General features: G+C 35.2%; 21 protein-coding genes, 1 other RNA gene and 1 pseudogene. 10 read left to right on the top strand and 13 right to left on the bottom strand.

The window, feature by feature from the left end:
• Positions 1-78 precede the first annotated feature (78 nt).
• The 4 genes from RHOW815_RS01185 to RHOW815_RS01170 all read left to right on the top strand — a co-directional run bounded on the left by RHOW815_RS01185 (position 79) and on the right by RHOW815_RS01170 (position 1897).
• A complete protein-coding gene (locus tag RHOW815_RS01185) occupies positions 79-1161 on the top strand; it encodes a glycosyltransferase family 9 protein (RefSeq protein ID WP_215216549.1) in 1083 nt (360 codons plus the stop codon).
• Positions 1162-1373: 212 nt separating this feature from the next.
• Positions 1374-1511 carry a transposase family protein gene (locus tag RHOW815_RS01180; RefSeq protein ID WP_215216548.1) on the top strand — a complete coding sequence of 46 codons (138 nt, stop codon included), beginning with the start codon at positions 1374-1376 and terminating at the stop codon, positions 1509-1511.
• Complete coding sequence (locus RHOW815_RS08955; RefSeq protein ID WP_215216547.1) at positions 1465-1611, top strand: hypothetical protein; 147 nt, start codon at positions 1465-1467, stop codon at positions 1609-1611. The genes RHOW815_RS01180 and RHOW815_RS08955 overlap by 47 nt, the downstream gene beginning before the upstream one ends.
• A gap of 106 nt (positions 1612-1717) precedes the next feature.
• Complete coding sequence (locus RHOW815_RS01170) at positions 1718-1897, top strand: hypothetical protein (protein WP_215216546.1); 180 nt, start codon at positions 1718-1720, stop codon at positions 1895-1897.
• Between the two features lie 98 nt (positions 1898-1995).
• Here the strand turns inward: RHOW815_RS01170 and RHOW815_RS08950 are convergent, their stop codons facing one another.
• From RHOW815_RS08950 to RHOW815_RS01150, 4 genes are all read right to left on the bottom strand, one after another.
• A complete protein-coding gene (locus RHOW815_RS08950) occupies positions 1996-2157 on the bottom strand; it encodes a DRTGG domain-containing protein (RefSeq protein ID WP_215216558.1) in 162 nt (53 codons plus the stop codon).
• Between the two features lie 36 nt (positions 2158-2193).
• Complete coding sequence (locus RHOW815_RS01160; protein WP_215216545.1) at positions 2194-2571, bottom strand: AAA family ATPase; 378 nt, start codon at positions 2569-2571, stop codon at positions 2194-2196.
• Between the two features lie 137 nt (positions 2572-2708).
• Positions 2709-3095 (bottom strand): AAA family ATPase, encoded by a 387-nt coding sequence (locus RHOW815_RS01155; RefSeq protein ID WP_215216544.1) that lies wholly within the window; start codon positions 3093-3095, stop codon positions 2709-2711.
• A 4-nt stretch (positions 3096-3099) separates the two neighbouring features.
• A complete protein-coding gene (locus tag RHOW815_RS01150) occupies positions 3100-3564 on the bottom strand; it encodes an NUDIX hydrolase (protein WP_215216543.1) in 465 nt (154 codons plus the stop codon).
• A gap of 89 nt (positions 3565-3653) precedes the next feature.
• On the opposite strand from RHOW815_RS01150, the gene RHOW815_RS01145 reads away from it, so the two are divergent.
• Positions 3654-4268, top strand: coding sequence for a MazG nucleotide pyrophosphohydrolase domain-containing protein (locus RHOW815_RS01145; protein ID WP_215216542.1), 615 nt, complete (start codon positions 3654-3656; stop codon positions 4266-4268).
• Here RHOW815_RS01145 and RHOW815_RS01140 read toward each other — a convergent pair.
• The gene (locus RHOW815_RS01140; RefSeq protein ID WP_215216541.1) at positions 4265-7393 is read right to left on the bottom strand and encodes a hypothetical protein; all 3129 of its coding nucleotides are present in this window, start codon (positions 7391-7393) and stop codon (positions 4265-4267) included. The two genes, RHOW815_RS01145 and RHOW815_RS01140, sit on opposite strands and share 4 nt — an antisense overlap.
• A gap of 244 nt (positions 7394-7637) precedes the next feature.
• Between RHOW815_RS01140 and RHOW815_RS01135 the strand changes: the two genes are divergently transcribed.
• Complete coding sequence (locus RHOW815_RS01135) at positions 7638-8546, top strand: hypothetical protein (RefSeq protein WP_215216540.1); 909 nt, start codon at positions 7638-7640, stop codon at positions 8544-8546.
• A gap of 4 nt (positions 8547-8550) precedes the next feature.
• On the opposite strand, the gene ffs is transcribed toward RHOW815_RS01135, so the two are convergent.
• The 3 genes from ffs to ruvB all read right to left on the bottom strand — a co-directional run bounded on the left by ffs (position 8551) and on the right by ruvB (position 10956).
• An RNA gene (ffs, locus tag RHOW815_RS01130) (signal recognition particle sRNA small type) lies at positions 8551-8648 on the bottom strand.
• A gap of 109 nt (positions 8649-8757) precedes the next feature.
• Positions 8758-9945: a SpoIID/LytB domain-containing protein gene (locus tag RHOW815_RS01125; protein ID WP_215216539.1), complete on the bottom strand. Its 1188-nt coding sequence runs from the start codon at positions 9943-9945 to the stop codon at positions 8758-8760.
• Positions 9946-9957: 12 nt separating this feature from the next.
• On the bottom strand, positions 9958-10956 hold the full coding sequence (ruvB, locus tag RHOW815_RS01120; protein ID WP_215216538.1) for a Holliday junction branch migration DNA helicase RuvB: 999 nt from the start codon (positions 10954-10956) through the stop codon (positions 9958-9960).
• Between the two features lie 129 nt (positions 10957-11085).
• Here ruvB and dcd point away from each other — a divergent pair, with 129 nt between their 5' ends.
• The 4 genes from dcd to RHOW815_RS01100 are packed head-to-tail and all read left to right on the top strand — an operon-like array spanning position 11086 to position 14547.
• On the top strand, positions 11086-11652 hold the full coding sequence (dcd, locus tag RHOW815_RS01115) for a dCTP deaminase (protein WP_215216537.1): 567 nt from the start codon (positions 11086-11088) through the stop codon (positions 11650-11652).
• A gap of 60 nt (positions 11653-11712) precedes the next feature.
• Entirely contained in the window at positions 11713-12045 is a 333-nt protein-coding gene (locus RHOW815_RS01110; protein WP_245397492.1) for a hypothetical protein, read from the top strand.
• A gap of 4 nt (positions 12046-12049) precedes the next feature.
• The gene (locus RHOW815_RS01105; RefSeq protein WP_251368192.1) at positions 12050-13309 is read left to right on the top strand and encodes a hemolysin family protein; all 1260 of its coding nucleotides are present in this window, start codon (positions 12050-12052) and stop codon (positions 13307-13309) included.
• On the top strand, positions 13309-14547 hold the full coding sequence (locus RHOW815_RS01100) for a hemolysin family protein (RefSeq protein ID WP_215216535.1): 1239 nt from the start codon (positions 13309-13311) through the stop codon (positions 14545-14547). The genes RHOW815_RS01105 and RHOW815_RS01100 overlap by 1 nt, the downstream gene beginning before the upstream one ends.
• Here RHOW815_RS01100 and RHOW815_RS01095 read toward each other — a convergent pair.
• From RHOW815_RS01095 to RHOW815_RS01075, 5 genes and pseudogenes are all read right to left on the bottom strand, one after another.
• A complete protein-coding gene (locus RHOW815_RS01095; protein ID WP_215216534.1) occupies positions 14544-15677 on the bottom strand; it encodes a cysteine desulfurase family protein in 1134 nt (377 codons plus the stop codon). The genes RHOW815_RS01100 and RHOW815_RS01095 overlap by 4 nt on opposite strands.
• Positions 15674-16453, bottom strand: a complete 780-nt coding sequence (locus RHOW815_RS01090) for a protein phosphatase 2C domain-containing protein (protein WP_215216533.1) — start codon at positions 16451-16453, stop codon at positions 15674-15676. Before RHOW815_RS01090 ends, RHOW815_RS01095 begins: the two co-directional genes overlap by 4 nt.
• Positions 16454-16484: 31 nt before the next feature.
• Positions 16485-17327, bottom strand: a complete 843-nt coding sequence (locus RHOW815_RS01085; protein WP_215216532.1) for a CPBP family intramembrane glutamic endopeptidase — start codon at positions 17325-17327, stop codon at positions 16485-16487.
• 42 nt (positions 17328-17369) lie between these two features.
• Complete coding sequence (locus RHOW815_RS01080) at positions 17370-18032, bottom strand: CT253 family lipoprotein (RefSeq protein ID WP_215216531.1); 663 nt, start codon at positions 18030-18032, stop codon at positions 17370-17372.
• 263 nt (positions 18033-18295) lie between these two features.
• A pseudogene (locus RHOW815_RS01075) lies at positions 18296-18515 on the bottom strand (IS5/IS1182 family transposase); the annotation flags it as partial.

The following is an 18515-nucleotide window of genomic DNA, read 5'->3' as shown; positions in this document are numbered from 1 at the left end:
TCACATAAAATAAATTTTTAATTTTATCATGATTTTTTTACTTTGGCTATATTTTACTGAAGGATATTCTGTTTTGATATGCAAAGCTCCTCTTTTTCTATTCTTTTAGTTAAAACCTCTTCCATTGGAGATGTTATTCAAACATTGCCAACGTTGCAATATTTACGTGCTCGATTCCCAGAAGCAATGATTGATTGGGTGGTAGAAGAGTCAAATGCTTCTTTATTATCAGCTTCATCTTTGCTTTCCAATATTATTGTAATTAATACTAAAGCCTGGCGCTCTTCTTTAGGGGCTTGGAAAACTTTTTTTAGCACTCTTAAAAACCTGCGCTCTAAAAAATACGATCTATTATTCGACTTGCAGGGAAATGCTAAATCAGCCTGTGTAACTTTCTTAGCAAGGGCTAAAGAAAAAATTGGTTTTGACTCTACTCACGTACAAGAAAAAATCAATCTTTTAGTCACCACAAGAAAAATACCTCTTGCTAAAACGCTCAATGCGCAAATGAAATATTTGCAATTGATTCAGCATTATTTTAACGATGATGCAATTTTTTTGCCGCAATCAATTTCTATGAATTTAACATTCCTAGAAAAAAATAGATTAGAAATTCTATTAGCAAATAGATCTCTTAAAGTACCCATACGTCTCATGATAGCAGCGCATTCTCATTGGCCAAACAAAGAGATACAGGTGGAAACCTTATGTACTTTACTAACCCACATTAGCACCCAGTACTCCGTATGCTTCCTTTTTGTGTACCACACGGGATCTGAAAAACAACAAGCTGATTATATGGTTCAAAGGTTTAAATCTCAATCTCTGAGTATAGGAGAGCTGAGTTTACCTTTATGGCAAAGTTTAATGAGTGAAATGGATGGAGTTATTTGTGTGGATTCAGCTGCTCTTCATTTATGTGCAACAACCAATACTCCTTCTTTTAGCATGTTTGGGCCTTCACTAGCAGAGCGCTATCGACCGATTGGGCTACAGCATTTTTCTATACAAGGGAGCTGCCCCTATCAAGTACAGTTCTGGTCTCGTTGTCCTCTTTTAAGAAAATGTGCTACAGGGGCTTGTTTAAAAAATCTTGATACCCATCATTTAATAAAGGTTTGCTCTGAATGGTTAGTTACCATTAAGAACAGATTGCAATAAAGAGAAATCAATATGGCTTTCTGCAACAGAAATAGCTTCTTTAATCTTATGGATATCTTCTGTCGATATTTTTGCAGTGAAAGCAGAAATTTTTTGCATCGCTGTATAACTATGTAAGGGTGTATAAAGAACCAGGGCCAACGCATGAAGATTTTGCTTGATAATTGAGAGATAAAAAATGATTCTGGCTCCTTTTTCATAAGGAGTATAAAATGGAAGGATTCATTCATTCTTCATCTATTATGATGCATTTTTCGAAATTACCAGACCCAAGAAAGGCGCGCAATCAACTATATAGCCTTCATGATATTATCAACATCTATCCTAGCCATGCTATGTGGACAAGATGATTACATGGGCTTTAGATTGTGGACACAGATGAACCTCGGTTGGTTACAATCTGTTAATATCTGTAAATATGGGGCTCCTTCTCATGATATACTAGTTTGATTTCAAATTAAGAATTGCATAACTAGTTTTTTTTGAAAAAACTGCTCTATTTTGCAAGAAGATGTTATCTTTTGTATAAAAATGTTTATACACTCAAACTCTTAATTTGAATGCAAATAAGTATACCTATGAGAGGTTTTTTGCCTTTTTAAATCCTCATTCGTTCCGTACATGTTTTATGCAGTGGACTCAGTCCATAGCTCAGGCATTTGGAAGAGACAGCATTGCCATTGACGGCAAGACATTATGTGGTTCTGCTAATAAGACAATAGATCCTATTACGTAAACGGCGCTTCATTGCATCATGTCGTAAAGATTATTTATTAGATCTGGTAGGTGCAAAGGAAATTCTTCATGCGTAAGTCCTGATAAAGAACGGGAATATCAGCTTTTGCTAATTGTTCTATTAAATAAATAATGGCGAGGAGAAAAATCTCCTGTTAAAATCATTCCTGCACAAAGACCTTCCTTGCAAGAATCTAATAGTTCTAAATGTTTGTTAAGGGTAGCTAAAATAATATCTTCTCGATTAGATGGTGTAATAATTAAGTTGGTTGGGCAGAATCATTTCACGATAGCTTTCTAAAGAGGTGGCGACCAATCGAATACCATCAAAATGACGAAACCTATGATTAGACCCTGTAATAGTAGGAGTTTGAAATAACAGCTCAAAGTCCCCATGGAAAAAGTACTTAAAAAAGGATCAAAAGGAATACATCCTAATAAAGGCAGATTCCAGCGTTTAAGCGCTTTTCTCATATAATGCTGGATCATTTCTTGTTTCTGGGGCAACGCACGGTTAAGAATCACTCCTAAAATAGATAGTTTATACTGATCGCAAAGGGTAATGTTTAGTGTTAAATCATCAAAGCTAGAGCCCAATCCTCCTGAAGAGATTAAAATTAGGGGAAGTTTTAGCTCTTTAGCCACTTGGGCATTATTTAAGTAGATTTCTTTCATAACCCCTTATTTTAAAGCTTTCATTTATAGATTCCTATCTTAACAAAAGCATTTCCAGCTATATCGCTTAAACAATCATACTCTCATGGATTAAAATACTTTAAAATTTTAGATTGCTTGTTGGCTATGCAAGAGATCTAGTGGATGATAGAATCCACCCCACAATGCCCAGTGCCTTCTACAAGAACCAATTGCTTATTTTTTTGGATTGTTTTAAAAGAGCTGATCAATTTTTTACGCAAGTCATCAATATGGATTTTTTGGTCTAAAAAATCGCGAGTAAAACCAGCAGGAATTACAATAGGGCTCATAGATTTTAAAGAATCGGTCAGTACAAAATGTTTTTTAAAGACTAATACGTCTTTATCTAATTGTGTACCTTGCTTTGTAGTGATGTGTTGCTGTCCAATGGTCTTCATATAACCTAAACGAGAAAAGAGCTTATGCAACCCGGAGAAAAGGCCTAAACAGGCTGTGGTTTTGCCAATATGCTGACCGGTAGAAGCAATAAAAAGCCCTTGCATATTTTTAAACCTTTATGAGAAAGGAATTTAAGTTAAATATTTCAGAAATAATTTGCTTAACATCTGGAAAAATTTCTTCTTCTTTTAGCTTTAGAATTTCCTCTTTAGAAAACCATCGGTAAGAAAACTCCTTATCCAGACCCTCTTTTATCGGATATCCAACAAATACAAAATCTATATGTTGGTGTACAGGGGTCTGATTCCAAGCGGGAATTTCTTCCAACAAGCATAAAAAAGGACGTGGGATGCTGCAGGCGTTTTTATGAGATACCTGAAAATATTCATCTTGATAAAAACCGATTTTTAAGCCTGTTTCCTCTAATACTTCTCTCAAAGCGCATTCATGAGGGGTTTCATTCTCTTCTAAATGCCCTCCTGGAGGCAGCCATTTATGAAATTTAGGGTGCATGAGCAAAAGAGCTTTATCATCTTTGATAATGTATACAGTTGCTGTGAATTGTCGTTGCATGAAACCTCTAACGGTTTTTATTTATCTTAAATAAAACACAGAAAAAATGATAGGATCCTTTAGAAAACTTAAATTTTTATAAGGCTCTTATGGAAGAATTTACGAATTTGATAGAAACAATAGACAAGCTCTTTAATCATTGCGGATGGTCTTGTAGACAAACTCTAAAGAGTTTGCAACCCTATCTTCTCGAAGAAGTGCATGAAGTGATAGAAGCCATTGATCAAGATCTAGATGAGCAGATCATGGAAGAATTAGGGGATATGCTTTATACCCTTTTATTTTGTGCTAAAATTGCGGAAAAGGATAAACGGTTTGATTTAACCCATATTTTATCGAATATAAACGAGAAACTGATCCGTCGTCATCCTCATGTTTTTGATAACTTAAAAGTGCATAGTGTGGAAGAGATTGCAGAAAACTGGCAAAAAATCAAAAAAACGGAATCTAAAGGAGCTCTTAGCGGTATTTCAGAAAGCCTTCCCAGTTTATCTCGAGCACAGAAGATGTTACACCGGCTTAAGACAAATGGTTTTTCTGAGCTTAAATCAGAGCTTTTGCCTTTACATACAGAAGAACAAATAGTTAACTCTCTAATTGATGTTTTAATGACAGCAGATAGCAAAGGGATCGACGTAGAAGGTGCTTTAAGAAGAAAACTTACCCATTTACAAAGGCAATTTGAAAATGGGAAAGATTCTTAAGAGGTTCTTAAAAAAGTAGTTGTAGGTAAAATAACCCTTCTACCCAATTGAGCTATAAGTTCGGGCTGATACAAGGCTTCTTGCGTTGCTAAGTCTACAATATTTTGTAAACGCTCTTGGATTATAGGAGAAATCCAAGATGCTAGCTTTGATGATAATAAGCCCTCAATCTTCGATGCTAGCTTTGATGATAAGCCCGCACGCTTTATAATATCCTTAATAGCAGTTTTAGGTGCTTTGCTAGCAATCAAAGCACTAATATCGCTTAAGAGCTCTGTAATCTCTTCTTTTACATCTTCTTGTTTTTCTTTATTTTCTTTGGGGCTCTCAATAGTTTGGTTGATTAATCCTAAGCCTTGATAGAGCCAATCATAGAGGATTTCTTCAGAAGGTGGAGCTTTTGATAATTTTGTAAGATCAAGCATAAATTTTTCTCTAATTTTATCATCGACTTCAGCTTTTATGGTAGTGTTTATTTTATCGCTTCCAACATCAGCTAGGGATATGGTATGTTGTTGCAGCAGTCTAGTCTCAGGTTCAGGAAAAAAAATGTTCAGAATTTTATCTCGAAAAACAGGCAAAAAGGAAAAAGATTCTCTGTCTTTCTCTCCTAGCGCTTGCGTGTTTTTGGCATCTAATAGCAGTTCTGTATTATAGTTAAGCTGTTTATAATTTTTTATTTGTTGGTCAAGTATTCCTTCTAATCTTGAACCATGTTTGTCTAATTCCTTCTTAAGATTTGCCTGAGCAACAGCAATCTTTGTAGAAGAAGCTATTTGTTGAATATTCCTATGTTGATTAAAAGTATGCATAAGGTTTTCTACAAATTTCTCGACAAGCGGATTAGAAGGCAGTGGCTTTTCTTGAGAATCTTCCTCTGGTTGTTGAAATTTTTTATAGATTGTTCTGAGACCGTCGCGAATTAAGAGATCTAATCCAGAAGCATTTCCATTAGGATCTGGCTTAATGAAAGAATTTATTCCTGTTTCGATAATAGAAGAAATAATAGCAGGTTTATCTATAAAAAAACATACAATCCATTTTAATAGACTTGACTCTGATTTTTCCAGAAAATCGTCTACAAATTTACTATATAGATCATGAAGATTGAGCTCTCTAAGCGCTGCTTCATCGTCTTCTAGTTTTAAAGATAAAAGCTGCTCTATAATCAGGCGAGTGATCTGTTCTTGATCTGGAAATTTTTGCGCATCTACTTTAGCATTTGAGATAGCAGAGTTTAATAAATGAAAGTATATCGTTGCATTTTCTACTAGTTTCTGGCTTAAATCTTGAAATTGATCACGAGTGTATTCTTGATAAAGCATTATAGAGTATTTGCTTAGTGCTTTATGGATGGATTTTTCTATTCCTAAATGCTTTATGACAAAAAATGAGACCTTTACCAAAACAATTTTCCATGTAGGAAACCCTTGTATTTTAAGTTCATCGAGAAATAATTTTATAGGACAGCAATCTGTTTCTTCAGATTTTTGTATGATATTACGATAAAATAGAGAATCTCTAGTCTTGTTAAAAATTTTTTTATCACAAGACATCATAAGAGTAAAATTCATTGCATGCTTGCTCAATTTCTCTAATTCTTGTTCAATGGCTAACTTACTTTCTCCTATAGAAGGAGGGCGTTTTTCGATTTCCTTTATTAGTTTAAGGCATTTCTGAGGTTGTAAAGAGGGTATTCTTTCTCTAGGTATAGGTTGGCTAGGATCAAACAAAAGAGCTTGTTTTAAATCTAAAAATTTTTGTTTTTCATCTTCTTTAAAAGAAACTTTGGGATTTTCGATGAATTCATTTAAGAGATCTATTACATGTTTATGCTCATTAGGCGCTATGTTTCCCTGTATAAGGCAAATACTCAGTTTATAGAGGGAGGTAGTTATTTGTGAAAAGACGGTTTCCTTTGGTAGTAGTTCTTTAATAATATCTTGGCATTGATTCAACAGTTCTTGTACATCTTTTTTATTAAAACGTTTTCCATAAGCAATAACAGATAAGTTTTCTAAAAGATGGGTTAAAGCTATTTTCTCTCTTTCAGTAAAGAGATAAGGCTGCTCCTTTAGTAGAAGTCCTAATTTTTCCTTTAGAGTGTTACAAGAAGAGCGTGGGTCATCATCTTTGAGGTAAAATCTCATTTTCTGAAGATCTAATAAGAGGCCTTGAGCTTTTTTATCGTTAGGCAAGAGTTCTAATTTTTTCTGTAAATCCTCACAAGAGGAAACATCATCCTCAAGATGGCTCCTTATTTTTTTGAATACGGATGTTCTGTGTCTTTCCATGCGTATTTGCATAAAAGAAACAACTTCTTCACTTTTCTCTAGTATGGTTTTAAGCAGTTCATTTTTGATGTGGTCGTTCTTTCCGATTGTCTTACGGGTGGTTTCAGAAGCAAGTGTTTTAAGAATAGCGTTTACATCAGCAATTAGATCGAGTAATCCATCACGTTTAGCTTGTCTTCTAGTAATTTGGTGAAAACCTTGAGTTTCTAAATTAGGGTTAAATTGTTCTTGTAGCAAAATAATAGAATTGAGTTGTTCTTTGAATGTTTGCAAAAATAGAAGATGAGAATTGTTTTCAATATGTTTAACTACTTTACCTAACCCGATGTATAATTGATGTGATTGCATGATAGTTTCGTTAAATGCATCGAGCAAACGATAAGTCTCTTGCAACTTTTTGGCATCATATTTGTTTATGAGTGCTTTAAACTTTTCAGAAAACTCGTTAAAAGAAGTGCTTGTTTTAATTTTTTGTTCAGCGGACAATTTAGTGATATTATGGTATTCTTTTTCAATTTCTTCTAATGTCTTTGTGTGTGCATCCTGTAAGGAATCTAGATTTTGTGAATTTTTTTCATATTTTCTTGCAAATTCATTAAGCAATTTGCGTGTTTTTCCAGGGTGATACTGTTCTAAGGTCTTACCGAAGTTGGATAATTGATCAATAATGCCTATATTTTTTTGATCTAAAAAAACCGAAAAAAGAGAGGGATCATAAGTAGTAAAGAAAGAGCTAATAAAAGAAGAAACACTACTAAATAGCCCTCTAGGAAAAGATATTTCCCCTATTAGAGGTGGTCTACAAGAAGCAAATAATGGAGTAACAGTCATAATAAATCCCTCAGTTTAAAGGATCATTTTAGCATATATTTGTTTATTTTGTTTAAAAAAACCTCTTATTTTATTAATTAATTTAAATTTAATAAATTTTTAATTTGTGATTGAACGAATTGTTTTCTTGTTTTATAAGGGTCTTGTAAGTGTATTAAACACAGTAAGAAAGGATTTCTTTGCTTAACTTTATAAGCTGCGAATGGTATATTTACAAAATATTTTTTCTAAAAAAATGGATCTTATGAAAAGAAAACAATGGACTATTAGTGTTGCTTGCGGAGCGTTAGCTTACGCTTTAACCGTTTCTGCAGAGAGTAATTTAGACTTTTATGGTGAATATATCTATTTGAAACGCAATGATATAGAGAAAACGACGCTTGTTAAAAATACGACCAACCAAACAAGTGCTTTGTCTAATATGCGTGATTTTGATTTTAAATCAGGTTATCGCGTAGGGGTTGTTTATACAGCTGATTGTACTAATAGCTTGGAATTTAACTACTTACATATTAACCCTTGGCGTTTTAATAAGTCGGTTTCTGGTAATCAAAATCTGCTTATTCCTTTAAAGCAAAATGCTGCTAGTTTCCCGGCAGTAGATCTGATTGAGGAAAAATACCGCGTGGCTTTTTGTGCGGGAGAAGCAAATTATTGGTATTATTTGACTTCAAGAGCACAAGATTATTTTTCCTTTGCTACCTTGTTTGGCTTTCACTATTTTCGCCTGGAAGAAAAGTTAAAGCTTCTATCAATCACTGGGGTACCTAAGGGTATTGCGAACCCTTATTTTGTAAACATGCGTAATGAGATGTTTGGATTGCAATTGGGTTGTCTTTTACAATCTAATCCAACAGATGTTACCTATTGGAACATAGCTGCCAAAGCAGGGGGTATGGCAAATAATTTAAGATTGGAAAAGTCTCTACAGGGTAAGAAAGAGCGAGTAAGAGCAGGGTTTTTTACTGAGGCTTCTGCACAAGTAGGTTGGATTCCAGCTTCATGGGTAAAGTTTTATGCAGGATATCAAATGGTCTTTTTATATGGCATTGGAACAGCGCCAGAACAAATCTCTCAGAGAAGAAGTTGCATACATCATGATAGCAAGACAATTTTTCAAGCTGTGTTTGGTGGAATGGCTTTTACTTTTTAAAGAAAAGCCGGAGATTAATTTCTAGCACAACAGAAATTCCTTAAGGCTGCTACTTTCCAGTTCTGACCTGGTTCAGGTTCTGCAGTTCCAAAAGATCCCCGGCAAAGGATATCGTAGCATTAAGTTGAAATTCTGAGCAACTTTAAAAAGTTTAAGATATTTTCGTTCACTTTGGTGCCTGTCATTTCGAGAATTTATATTTAGAAATTTTTTAAACTTTGGTTTTAGTAGATAATCTTTCCATATGCTCCAGCTTGGTATTAGGAAAAAAATGATTGAGAATTTCAGGGGTTTTTTTTGCATTTTTTGCCATGCAGATAGCACTAAATAAGCATAATCCAACACCGTGTCCTTTCCCATAACCTGTAAAACAGACTGTTTTTTCATCTGCATCAATGGTAAATTCATTGCTTTTGAGTTTTGCACCTAGTTTTTTCTGCAGAGTAAAGAAGTCCATCTGTTTTAGCTTATTGCCATCTTTATAACGAATAGCATAAACCTTATGTGAGTCTGCATCTTGATAGAGATCTAATGCTTGTATGCTTTTAACATCTAATAGACGAGCTAATTGTTGTTTGGAGATGACAAAAGACCAGTTATGATTCTCTCTTTGTGCAGATGCAATAGGGGAGTCAACTCCAGAAGGAGTCATGATGTTTTTACGGAAAATACTAGAAAAAGAAGCTGTTTTTCCTCCGCTATCTTCTGTCCATGAAGCTTCAAATGGTGCTGATTGATAGGTAAGGATCATATTGCGTGTGCGAGAGATACAGGCAGGAATACTTGGATTTTGACAAGCGAGAGCGCTGCCTTGGTATTCAATTTCTAAGCTAGTAACATGCCAATGCAAAAGAGGATCTTTATTTGCTAAATAATAGGCTTTAGTCCGTGCAATAATAGCTAGTGCATCCATAACCTCTTCATCTAACTCGGAAAGGGATTGAAGAGAAAGTGTAGATCTTAGGTAGTTTTCAATATCAATCTCGTTGATAATATGAAGCTTGCCTTTTATATCGTATATTTCTACACAACCTTTGTATTCAATCCCATTAACTAAGATGGTGCTTTGAGAAGATCCTGGAACAAGGCGCATTTGAGAAACCCCAGGAAAGAGCTCACCCCATTTTAATCCTGCTTCTTGAGAGAAAATAGGTTGTTTTTTAGAGTAAATGCCACTTGCAATTAGGAAATCATTTTGAGGGTTATAAACGAAATAACGGCCTTTAGCTTCTAAAAAAGCTTGGGGTAGGTCTTTGTGGAGTAAGATTTTAATCGTTTGCGGTTTGTGTTTCTTAGAGATATCGCTTAAGGTCTGTGTATTTACAGACGCTTCTTTACTATAGCATAATAAGCTAGACACAATTAATGAGAGTGTTACAAAAGCAAGCAGTAGCTTCATACAAGATCTCCATCAAGTTTTAAAAGGGATTTTAAGGTGTTCATAAGCTAGTGTGGTAGCTTCTCGGCCTCTTGGCGTACGCTTTAAAAATCCTTGGGTAATTAAATAAGGCTCATATACTTCTTCTAAAGTATGAATTTCTTCGGAAAGAGCCGCAGCTATTGTGCTAATACCAACGGGTCCCCCTTGGTAATAATCAATTAGAGTGGACAAGATTTTTTTATCCATCTCATCTAAGCCTAGTTCGTCGATTTCTAACATATTTAGTGCTTCATTTGCAAGAGGCTCATCAATTTTGCTAAAACCTTTAATTTGTGCAAAATCACGAACCCATTTTAAGAGGTTATTGGCAATTCTAGGAGTTCCTCTTGCACGTTTTGCAATGGATAGACAAGCTTCTTTTGTAAGAGATATACCTAAAATTTGTCCTGTACGCATAATAATTTTTTCTAAGAATGTAAAACAATAATAATTTAGTCTGAAATTTAGAGTGAAACGAGAACGCATAGCGCTGCTTAAGAGTCCTACACGAGTAGTAGCTCCTACTAGAGTAAAACGATTGAGTTTTACTTGAATGCTGCGAGCGGAAGGGCCAGAATCAATCATTAAATCCAGAAAAAAATCCTCCATAGCAGCGTAAAGATATTCTTCAATTGCTCTATTTAACCGATGGATTTCATCGATAAATAAAATATCGCCTTCTTTTAGATTCGTTAAAATACCTGCTAAATCACCTGCTTTTTCAATAGAAGGGCCTGAGGTAAGCACAAGGTCTGTTTGCATAGCTTTGGATAAAATAGTTCCTAATGTAGTTTTTCCCAAGCCAGGAGGGCCGTGAAAAAGGCAATGCCCAAGTGGTTCATTTCTTTGCTTTGCTGCTAAGATAGATACTTCTAGACGTTTAACAATGGTATCTTGTCCCACGAATTCCGATAAGGCTTGCGGTCTTAATGGGATTTCAGCAAAATCATCCTTTTTATTCCAAGATGAATGGGTAAAGCTATCGGGCATAATTTGAACCTATGATTAGTAACTAATGAAAACTCTAGCAAGAAATCGAATTCACACGCTATACCTATCTCTTTTAAGAAGTGTAAATTTATTAATCTATAAACCTAATAATTAAGGAGGGAAATCAATATGGCTCCAAAACCAGACCGTTGGATTTGTTACATGGCAGAAGAACATGAAATGATCGACCCTTTTGTAAAAGAGCAGGTACGTTACGTAGAAGGAAAAAAAGTAATTAGTTTTGGACTCTCAAGTTACGGCTATGATTTAAGGGTAGCTGGGCAATTTAAAATTTTTACAAATACTGATAACTGTATCATAGATCCAAAGAACTTTACTGAAGATGCTTTTGTCTGCATAGAAGCAGAAGAATGTACGATTCCTCCTAATTCTTTTGCGTTGGCTCGTAGTGTAGAAAAATTTCGAATTCCAAGAGATGTGCTTGCAATTTGTGTAGGTAAATCTACTTATGCGCGATGTGGCATTATTGTCAATGTAACACCTTTTGAGCCTGAATGGGAAGGCTATGTGACTTTAGAGATTTCTAACACTACACCTCTTCCTGCCAAAATCTATGCAAATGAAGGGTTAGCTCAAGTTTTATTTTATCAAAGCTCAGAGGAATGCTTAGTCTCTTATAAAGATCGAGATGGGAAATATATGAAACAGAAAGGGATTACTTTGCCTGTGGCTTAAAGTAGAAAAAAAAGAATAGATGCTCTAAGTATTAAATTTTAGAGGGCTTTTGCTAATTGTATGCAATCAAACGAGTGGATTAAGAATAAAACCCATAAACCTAATCTTGGAAAAAATGCTTTTTTTCAATATGGATGGGTACTATTGTGCATGCTTTGCTGTTGCTTTATGTACTTACATGCCATGAAAAAAAAAAAGCAGGTGTTAGAAGTGCTGAAATCTCAATTATACGCTCTTCAGTCTGAAAAACAATTTTTATTAGAAGAAAAAGAAGACTTAAAGCTACAAATTAATTCCCAAAAAGATTCAGCATGGATTGAGTTAACCTTGATGAAGGGCTTAGGGCTAGTTCCTGAGGGACAATTAAAAGTCTATTTTACAAAAGATGAGTGATTCTTTGGGATTAGCTTTTGCTATTTTTTTATTGGTATTGCTTCTTCTTTCTTCTGCTTTTTTTTCCTGTTCAGAAGTGGCATTGTTTTCTTTATCTTCAATGAAGGTCAAGGTTTTTAGAGCAGATGTAGATCGACGCAAGCAATTGGTTGCTCATCTGCTCTCTTCTCCTCGTGATTTAATCATTACGATTCTAGTATTGAATGTAATTACCAATATTTTATTTCAGAATGTCATATCTAGTTTATTTGATGGTTTTTCTGCATGGATTTTACATATTGGATTACCTCTTGTATTGACCTTGACATTTGGTGAAATGATTCCTAAATCGATTGGCCTTGCTAATAATGATACAATTTCTTATCGAGTAGCTCCTTATATTTATCGACTGCAAAACTTTTTTTTACCGGTTAGAAAAGTTTTAGTAACCATTACGCAATTTCTGATGAGATTATTATTTTCTTTCTTGAAAAAAGAGCCTGATATCTCAGTTGATGAATTGGAATATGCTTTAAAGGCATCTCGTCAGTTAGGAGTGCTAAATGAAGAAGAAGCAGAACTTATACAAGGTTATCTACAATTAAGTGAATCTCAAGTCAAAGAATTAATGAGACCTAGGACTGATATCCTATTCTTTGATTTAGAAGAGCCTTTAACAAAACTTGTGCGTATGTTTGTGGACCAACAATGCTCTCGGGTTCCTGTTTGTCAAAAGAATCTCGATTCTGTGATCGGCATTATGACCAGCCAAATCTATTTTCTTCATAAAGAAAAACTACATCAGCCAAAAGATATGATAGCTATTTTACAAAAACCCTTTTTTGTTCCTGAAATGACTTCAGCTCCCATACTTTTAAGACAAATGCTTGATAGACAAGAGTTTTTAGCTTTGGTAGTCGATGAGTATGGGTCTGTGTCAGGTTTAATTGCTTTGGAGGATTTAGTAGAAACAGTCGTTGGAGAGATTGCAGATGCAAGAGATGAAAAAGCCGATTATACTTCATCGGGCAAAGGCATTATCATTGCAAGCGGCAAACTAGAGCTTTCTGAATTCGAAAAGATCTTTGGGATAGCTCTGCCAAATATAAATAATATGATTACTTTAGGAGGTTGGTTAACAGAGAAAATAGGAGATATTCCTAAAGCAGGATTTAAATATACGGCTTATGGCTTTTTATTTCATGTATTAGCCTCAGATCATAAACGCGTACGCCGTATATATGTAAGACTAATAAAAGTCTCTTCTTCAAAAGGAAGCTATTGATGCAATCTTGGAAGGCTTTTCTCTTTTTTACACTTCTTTGCCTAGTTGTTCAAGGATTTTTTTCTATGACGGAAATGGCTTGTGTTTCTTTTAATAAAGTGCGCTTGCAATATTATGTCAGTAAAAAGAAAAAAAGCGCTCTTTGGTTAAATTACTTGCTAAATCATCCCGCTCTTTTATTTGGAACAACGCTTATTGGAATAAATACCGCTTTATTTTTTGGCTCGGAGTGCTCGCGTCGTTTCTATGATGCTATTGGTTTAAGTCCCGATTTCGCCCCTCTATCGCAGATTATTCTTATCTTGATTTTTGCAGAGATTACCCCTATGTCTTTAGGTAGACGTTATGCAGAACATATGGGGCTATTTGGGGTACCCTTTTTATACTTTTTCTCTTTATTGTTGCGCCCTATCATCTTCATCTTAGATCTACTTTGTAGATGGATTAATCATTTAATAGGGAATCCTATCGCTTCTACAGCCTATCTTTCCCGTGAAGAGCTACAAAATGCTATTGAGGAGAGACAAAGCCCTCCTTTAGATCACACCAAACAAGAATTAAATACGATTGTAGCAAACATTTTTTCTTTAAAAGCAAAAATAGCTAAGGATGTCACTCAGCCCTTAACACAAATACCACTTGTTCCAGCTTTTTGTACGGTAAAAGAGTTGCGTCGTTTTATAGAAGGCAAACAAACAGTCTTTGTTCCCATTTATCATCGTCATCCACAAAATATTATTGCGGTTGCTTACTTAAGAGATTTACTTCGTATTCCTGAGAATAAACGGATAAAAGATTATGCAAGGTCCCCTTGGTTTATTGCTCAAACGACATCGATTTTAGATATTTTAAAACAATTTCGTCATAATAATCAGAGCTTAGCCATTATATTAGATGGTAAAGGGCTAGCTAAAGGAGTTTTAACCTTAGATGCCATTGTACATGAAATCTTTGGAAAATCTTCTATTTCGGAGTCTTTTTCTGATATTTTGCCTAACGCTTTTCATGTGGTTTTAGATCGCAGCTTTCCTGCTCAAATGCGTCTTGACGAATTTAATAAACAGTTTGGCGTACATCTTTGCTACCAGAATGCAGAAACTTTAGGAGAAATAGTAATGAAAGCATTAAATCACAATCCTTCTCAAGGAGATAGCGTACGAATTGATCGTTTTGAATTGATTGTAGAAGAGATTTCCTTCTTGGCCATTAAAACCGTATTGGTAAAAACCATTTCTTAAGAGCGAAGATCTTTAATTGTTTTAGCAATGAGTAAGCTTGCTGATTTGATTTCCTCTTCTGTAGTCATACGGGACAAGGAAATCCTAATAGAAGATCGAGCAAGTGGATGAGAAACGCCCATATTTATAAGAGTACGAGAAGGTTCTAGGGCTCCAGATGAACAAGCAGATCCATGACTTATTGCAATACCTCTCATATCCAGTGCAATGATCAGATCTTCTCCTTGAACCCCGGGAAAGCAAAGATTGCTTGTATTGCAGATCCTTTTTCCAGAGCCATTAATGATAACAGGAGCTGCTTGTTCTATAAGGTAAGCTTCTAACAGGTCCCTTAGCCTAGCCATTTTTTCTGTAGCAGAGGGTAAATGCTCATATAGGCATTCTACCGCAGCGGCTATTGCTGCTATCCCGCTTAGATTTTGTGTACCAGAGCGTCGATTGAATTCTTGATTTCCTCCTTTAATAAAAGGGTATAAAGCGAGTTCCGGACGAGCAAAAACACAACCTATCCCCTTAGGGGCATGCAATTTATGTCCAGAAAATCCCATAGCCGAAACGCCACTGGGAATGGAAAAGATTTCTTTTCCTAGAAGAGCTACTGCATCAACTATGAAAGCAATATCGTTTTTTTTTGCTATTTGAGCAACTGCATCTATATCGGTTTTTACTCCTGTTTCGCTATTTACAGCTGAGAGGATAATCATGCGCGTTGAAGGAAGGATTGCTTTTTCGATTTGATCTGGATGAATACTGCCGTGTAGTCCGGCTTGCAAAAAAGACACACGAGTACCTCTTTTTTGCAATAGGGTCAAATTATTATAAATACAAGCATGTTCTACATCAGAAGTAATGACGTGTGTGTTTAACCTGTTTTCTAGCAGGCCATAGATCAAAAGATTCATGGATTCTGTGCCACCTGATGTAAAGATAATCTCGTCGGCTGGAACCGCGAGATAATTGGCAATGGTATTTCTATAGCCTTCTAATCTTTTTTTAGCTGCTTGCCCGAAGCGATGGATGGAAGAAGGATTTCCTACAGGCGCTGCGCACTCTTTAATAAGAGCGTCTAACGATTCTTGTGCAATTGGAGTAGTTGCATTATTGTCTAGGTAAATAGCAGTGCTAATCATAGAATATTTACCAACAATAAAGTAATATTGTCATGTCCTCCATTTTTTAAAGCTTTTTGCAATAGCTGGTTTCCTTTTATCTCTAAAGAACAAGGGAGTTTTAAGATGTTATGTATAGCTTCATCATTGACTAAATTAGAAAGACCATCGCTGCATAAAAGGTAGATATCACCTGGTTGTACGCTATAACTTCCTACATCTGGTTCTACTTCTACATGAGTGCCAATAGCGCGCGTAATCACATTACGGAATAATAAGGGGCGAGTGTGTGTAGAGCCATCAGATGGTTGCCCCCATTGAATATGACGAATTTTATGATCTTTGGTTAATTGCTCAATGCGGTTGCGTATGCGATACAATCGACTATCTCCTACATGAGCATAAACCAAATAATCATCAAATAACATAAAACAACAAAGAGTGGTACCCATTCCTTTATACTCTTTAGCTTGCTTTGCTTTTTGTAAGACTGTTTTATTAGCTTGATACACAGCTTTTTTCATATGCTTTAAAAGCTCTTGAATAGATTCTACGCTAGGCAGTTCTTGAATAGAGGAGCAAATGCTCTCTACCGCGGTGTAAGAGGCTATTTCACCTGCATTATGACCGCCCATTCCATCTGCTAAAGCGTAAAAGCGTTTTTCTGGAATTTCTTTCCATGCATCTTCATTATTAGCACGTGAAAGCCCTATATCAGAAATACCAAAGCTCTGAACATCACGGCGAGTGGCTGCCATTTTTTCTCGATCCTCTCTTTCTTTTCTGGTACATATCATACTTTGTTCCTTTAAATCGATAATATTTTTTTTATTCTGTGGAAGATAGAAGGATACGGGCTACACTTACTATGTTTAAAGTCATATGTAGACTAATCGATGCGAATAAAGAACCTTGACGTTCATAGATAAACCCCAAAAAAAGAGCAAATACAAACAAAGAAAACAGCAAAGAAACATTACCAATACCTTGGCTAAATGAGAAATGAAAAGCAGAAAAACAAATAGAAGAAAAAACAATTGCCAAGCTTTTTTTTATATATCTTTTTAAATAAGACTGCAAGCATCCTCGAAAAAGCAGCTCTTCAATAATCGGTGCAGCAAGCGTGATCATGATTAAAGCGGGTATGAGTTGAGAAGGGGAATAGATAGATTTTTTAAGGTAACGGACAGCTACTTGTTCATAACTTTCTAAGTGAAAAAAAAGATAAAGGATAAAGTCAAACAATTGACCTATTCCAATAACAATGGGAAAACTGATGAGCCATGCTAATATTCCCATCCATATATCTTGTGCTAAGGATTGGTTGCAGCTTGGTTTTTTCCAAATATGCCTCCAAATAGTTCTATTATGGTTAGATAAAACAGCTCGAATTAAGAAAAAAGTAACCATTATTACAAAAAGTTGTAGCCAACTTAATACAAACACAGGAAAAGGGGTTTCTGTCTCTATTAGTGGGTAGATAAGTTTGGATAAAGTAATTAAAATAGGTAGCCCTAAGAGAGTCATGCACAAATAGATGACAAAAACGCTTAAGAGCTGTGCTAAAGAAAAAGGAACATTTATATAAGATCGATCATGAAAAAATCCACGTGACTTAGCAATGCATAGAGTAAATAATCCAATGGTCCCAAATAATAGGATCGTTGTCAAATAATTGCCGCTTATGGAAGAAGTTACCATCAAGAGCCCTTTTTAATCGTTATGAGCTGCTAGAAGAATGTAATCTTCAAGGCGATTGCAGATGTGTTTGATAAATTGTGAATGTGCAAGGCCCATAGGAGAAATGGTAAACATTTCATGACCCCATTTTTCTTGTTGGAAATTACTTCGTGTAAAGGGCCTAGGGATGAAATGAGATTCATGTACTAGTTCTTGTAAAACTACTTTAGGCTCGTTTTTTCGCAAATCAAAAATGCGCACACGCATAGTCATTAAAAGCTCAGCGGAGCACTTTTTAGAATCAATGGTTTGCTTATCACCTTGTCTTATTACTTCGTTATGCTCCACAAGTTCGAGAAACACTACAAATCCATGATGAGAAAATACCTTTTTAAGCCAGCTCATGTCTTGCTCAAAAGGGTTTTGTTTTAAGACGGGTTGTTGAGCAGTCGCACGAGTTTTATCAAAATTTATTAAAGAAAGATGATTTTTTTGCGCAAGCTGATGGGTAATGCAATAAGTGAATTCATCGGATAGGCTCCAAATGCTATCTTCTTCGGTGCTATCAATGACAGGAGTAATTACAACAACAGGCTTTAGAGCTACTTGTGTTTGTTGTTTATGATCTTCTTGAGGGATTAGGTTCAAATTACAACCCGTAACAAGGGCTAAAGCAAAAAAAAGTGCTCGTGGCATAATAGATATCTCCAAAAAACTTCTTAAAAAACTAACATAGCAAATTTCTTTGCTTTTTAGAAAGCACTACTCCAGATTTTTAACATCTTCTTTTTTCATAATTTTCTTTACTTACAATCGATAAATCTTTTCTAACATATTAAGCTACAAACTATTATATAGCTATTTAAAATTTTATTGATAAAGTTGTATATTTTTCTCCAACAAAATATATGGAGGTAGAGAAATGCCTAAACCTTATTCAATTTAATTTGAATGTAAACGAGTATATGCCTTTTCTTCTTCCCTGAGTAAAAATGTTTTTGTTTGTTTTAGGGCGCTCTATGGGTGTTTCTGTGGCATCTATTAAAATAACATCATATTCCATATCGCTTTTTAATAGCTCTTTACGTCCAGGCAGTGCAAATAGGGGATGTTTTATCAGGGTGTATTCTACCCATTTTATTGTTTTATAAGCTGTACTTTCACTGATATTATAGCTCT

The organism is Candidatus Rhabdochlamydia sp. W815, from assembly GCF_018642185.1.
Classification (GTDB): Bacteria; Chlamydiota; Chlamydiia; order Chlamydiales; family Rhabdochlamydiaceae; genus Rhabdochlamydia; species Rhabdochlamydia oedothoracis.
The sequence above is the reverse complement of the archived record's forward strand: the minus strand, read 5'-3'. Positions and strand labels throughout refer to the sequence as shown.

Coding starts and splice junctions, on each gene's coding strand:
- RHOW815_RS01100 (WP_215216535.1), top strand. CDS start 13,309: ATGCAATCTTGGAAGGCTTTTCTCTTTTTTACACTTCTTTGCCTAGTT.
- RHOW815_RS08955 (WP_215216547.1), top strand. CDS start 1,465: ATGATATTATCAACATCTATCCTAGCCATGCTATGTGGACAAGATGAT.
- RHOW815_RS01180 (WP_215216548.1), top strand. CDS start 1,374: ATGGAAGGATTCATTCATTCTTCATCTATTATGATGCATTTTTCGAAA.
- RHOW815_RS01150 (WP_215216543.1), bottom strand. CDS start 3,564: ATGCAACGACAATTCACAGCAACTGTATACATTATCAAAGATGATAAA.
- RHOW815_RS01185 (WP_215216549.1), top strand. CDS start 79: ATGCAAAGCTCCTCTTTTTCTATTCTTTTAGTTAAAACCTCTTCCATT.
- RHOW815_RS01145 (WP_215216542.1), top strand. CDS start 3,654: ATGGAAGAATTTACGAATTTGATAGAAACAATAGACAAGCTCTTTAAT.
- RHOW815_RS01080 (WP_215216531.1), bottom strand. CDS start 18,032: ATGCCACGAGCACTTTTTTTTGCTTTAGCCCTTGTTACGGGTTGTAAT.
- ruvB (WP_215216538.1), bottom strand. CDS start 10,956: ATGCCCGATAGCTTTACCCATTCATCTTGGAATAAAAAGGATGATTTT.
- RHOW815_RS01155 (WP_215216544.1), bottom strand. CDS start 3,095: ATGCAAGGGCTTTTTATTGCTTCTACCGGTCAGCATATTGGCAAAACC.
- RHOW815_RS01135 (WP_215216540.1), top strand. CDS start 7,638: ATGAAAAGAAAACAATGGACTATTAGTGTTGCTTGCGGAGCGTTAGCT.
- RHOW815_RS01095 (WP_215216534.1), bottom strand. CDS start 15,677: ATGATTAGCACTGCTATTTACCTAGACAATAATGCAACTACTCCAATT.
- RHOW815_RS01160 (WP_215216545.1), bottom strand. CDS start 2,571: ATGAAAGAAATCTACTTAAATAATGCCCAAGTGGCTAAAGAGCTAAAA.
- RHOW815_RS01125 (WP_215216539.1), bottom strand. CDS start 9,945: ATGAAGCTACTGCTTGCTTTTGTAACACTCTCATTAATTGTGTCTAGC.
- RHOW815_RS01140 (WP_215216541.1), bottom strand. CDS start 7,393: ATGACTGTTACTCCATTATTTGCTTCTTGTAGACCACCTCTAATAGGG.
- RHOW815_RS01110 (WP_245397492.1), top strand. CDS start 11,713: ATGCAATCAAACGAGTGGATTAAGAATAAAACCCATAAACCTAATCTT.
- RHOW815_RS01090 (WP_215216533.1), bottom strand. CDS start 16,453: ATGATATGTACCAGAAAAGAAAGAGAGGATCGAGAAAAAATGGCAGCC.
- dcd (WP_215216537.1), top strand. CDS start 11,086: ATGGCTCCAAAACCAGACCGTTGGATTTGTTACATGGCAGAAGAACAT.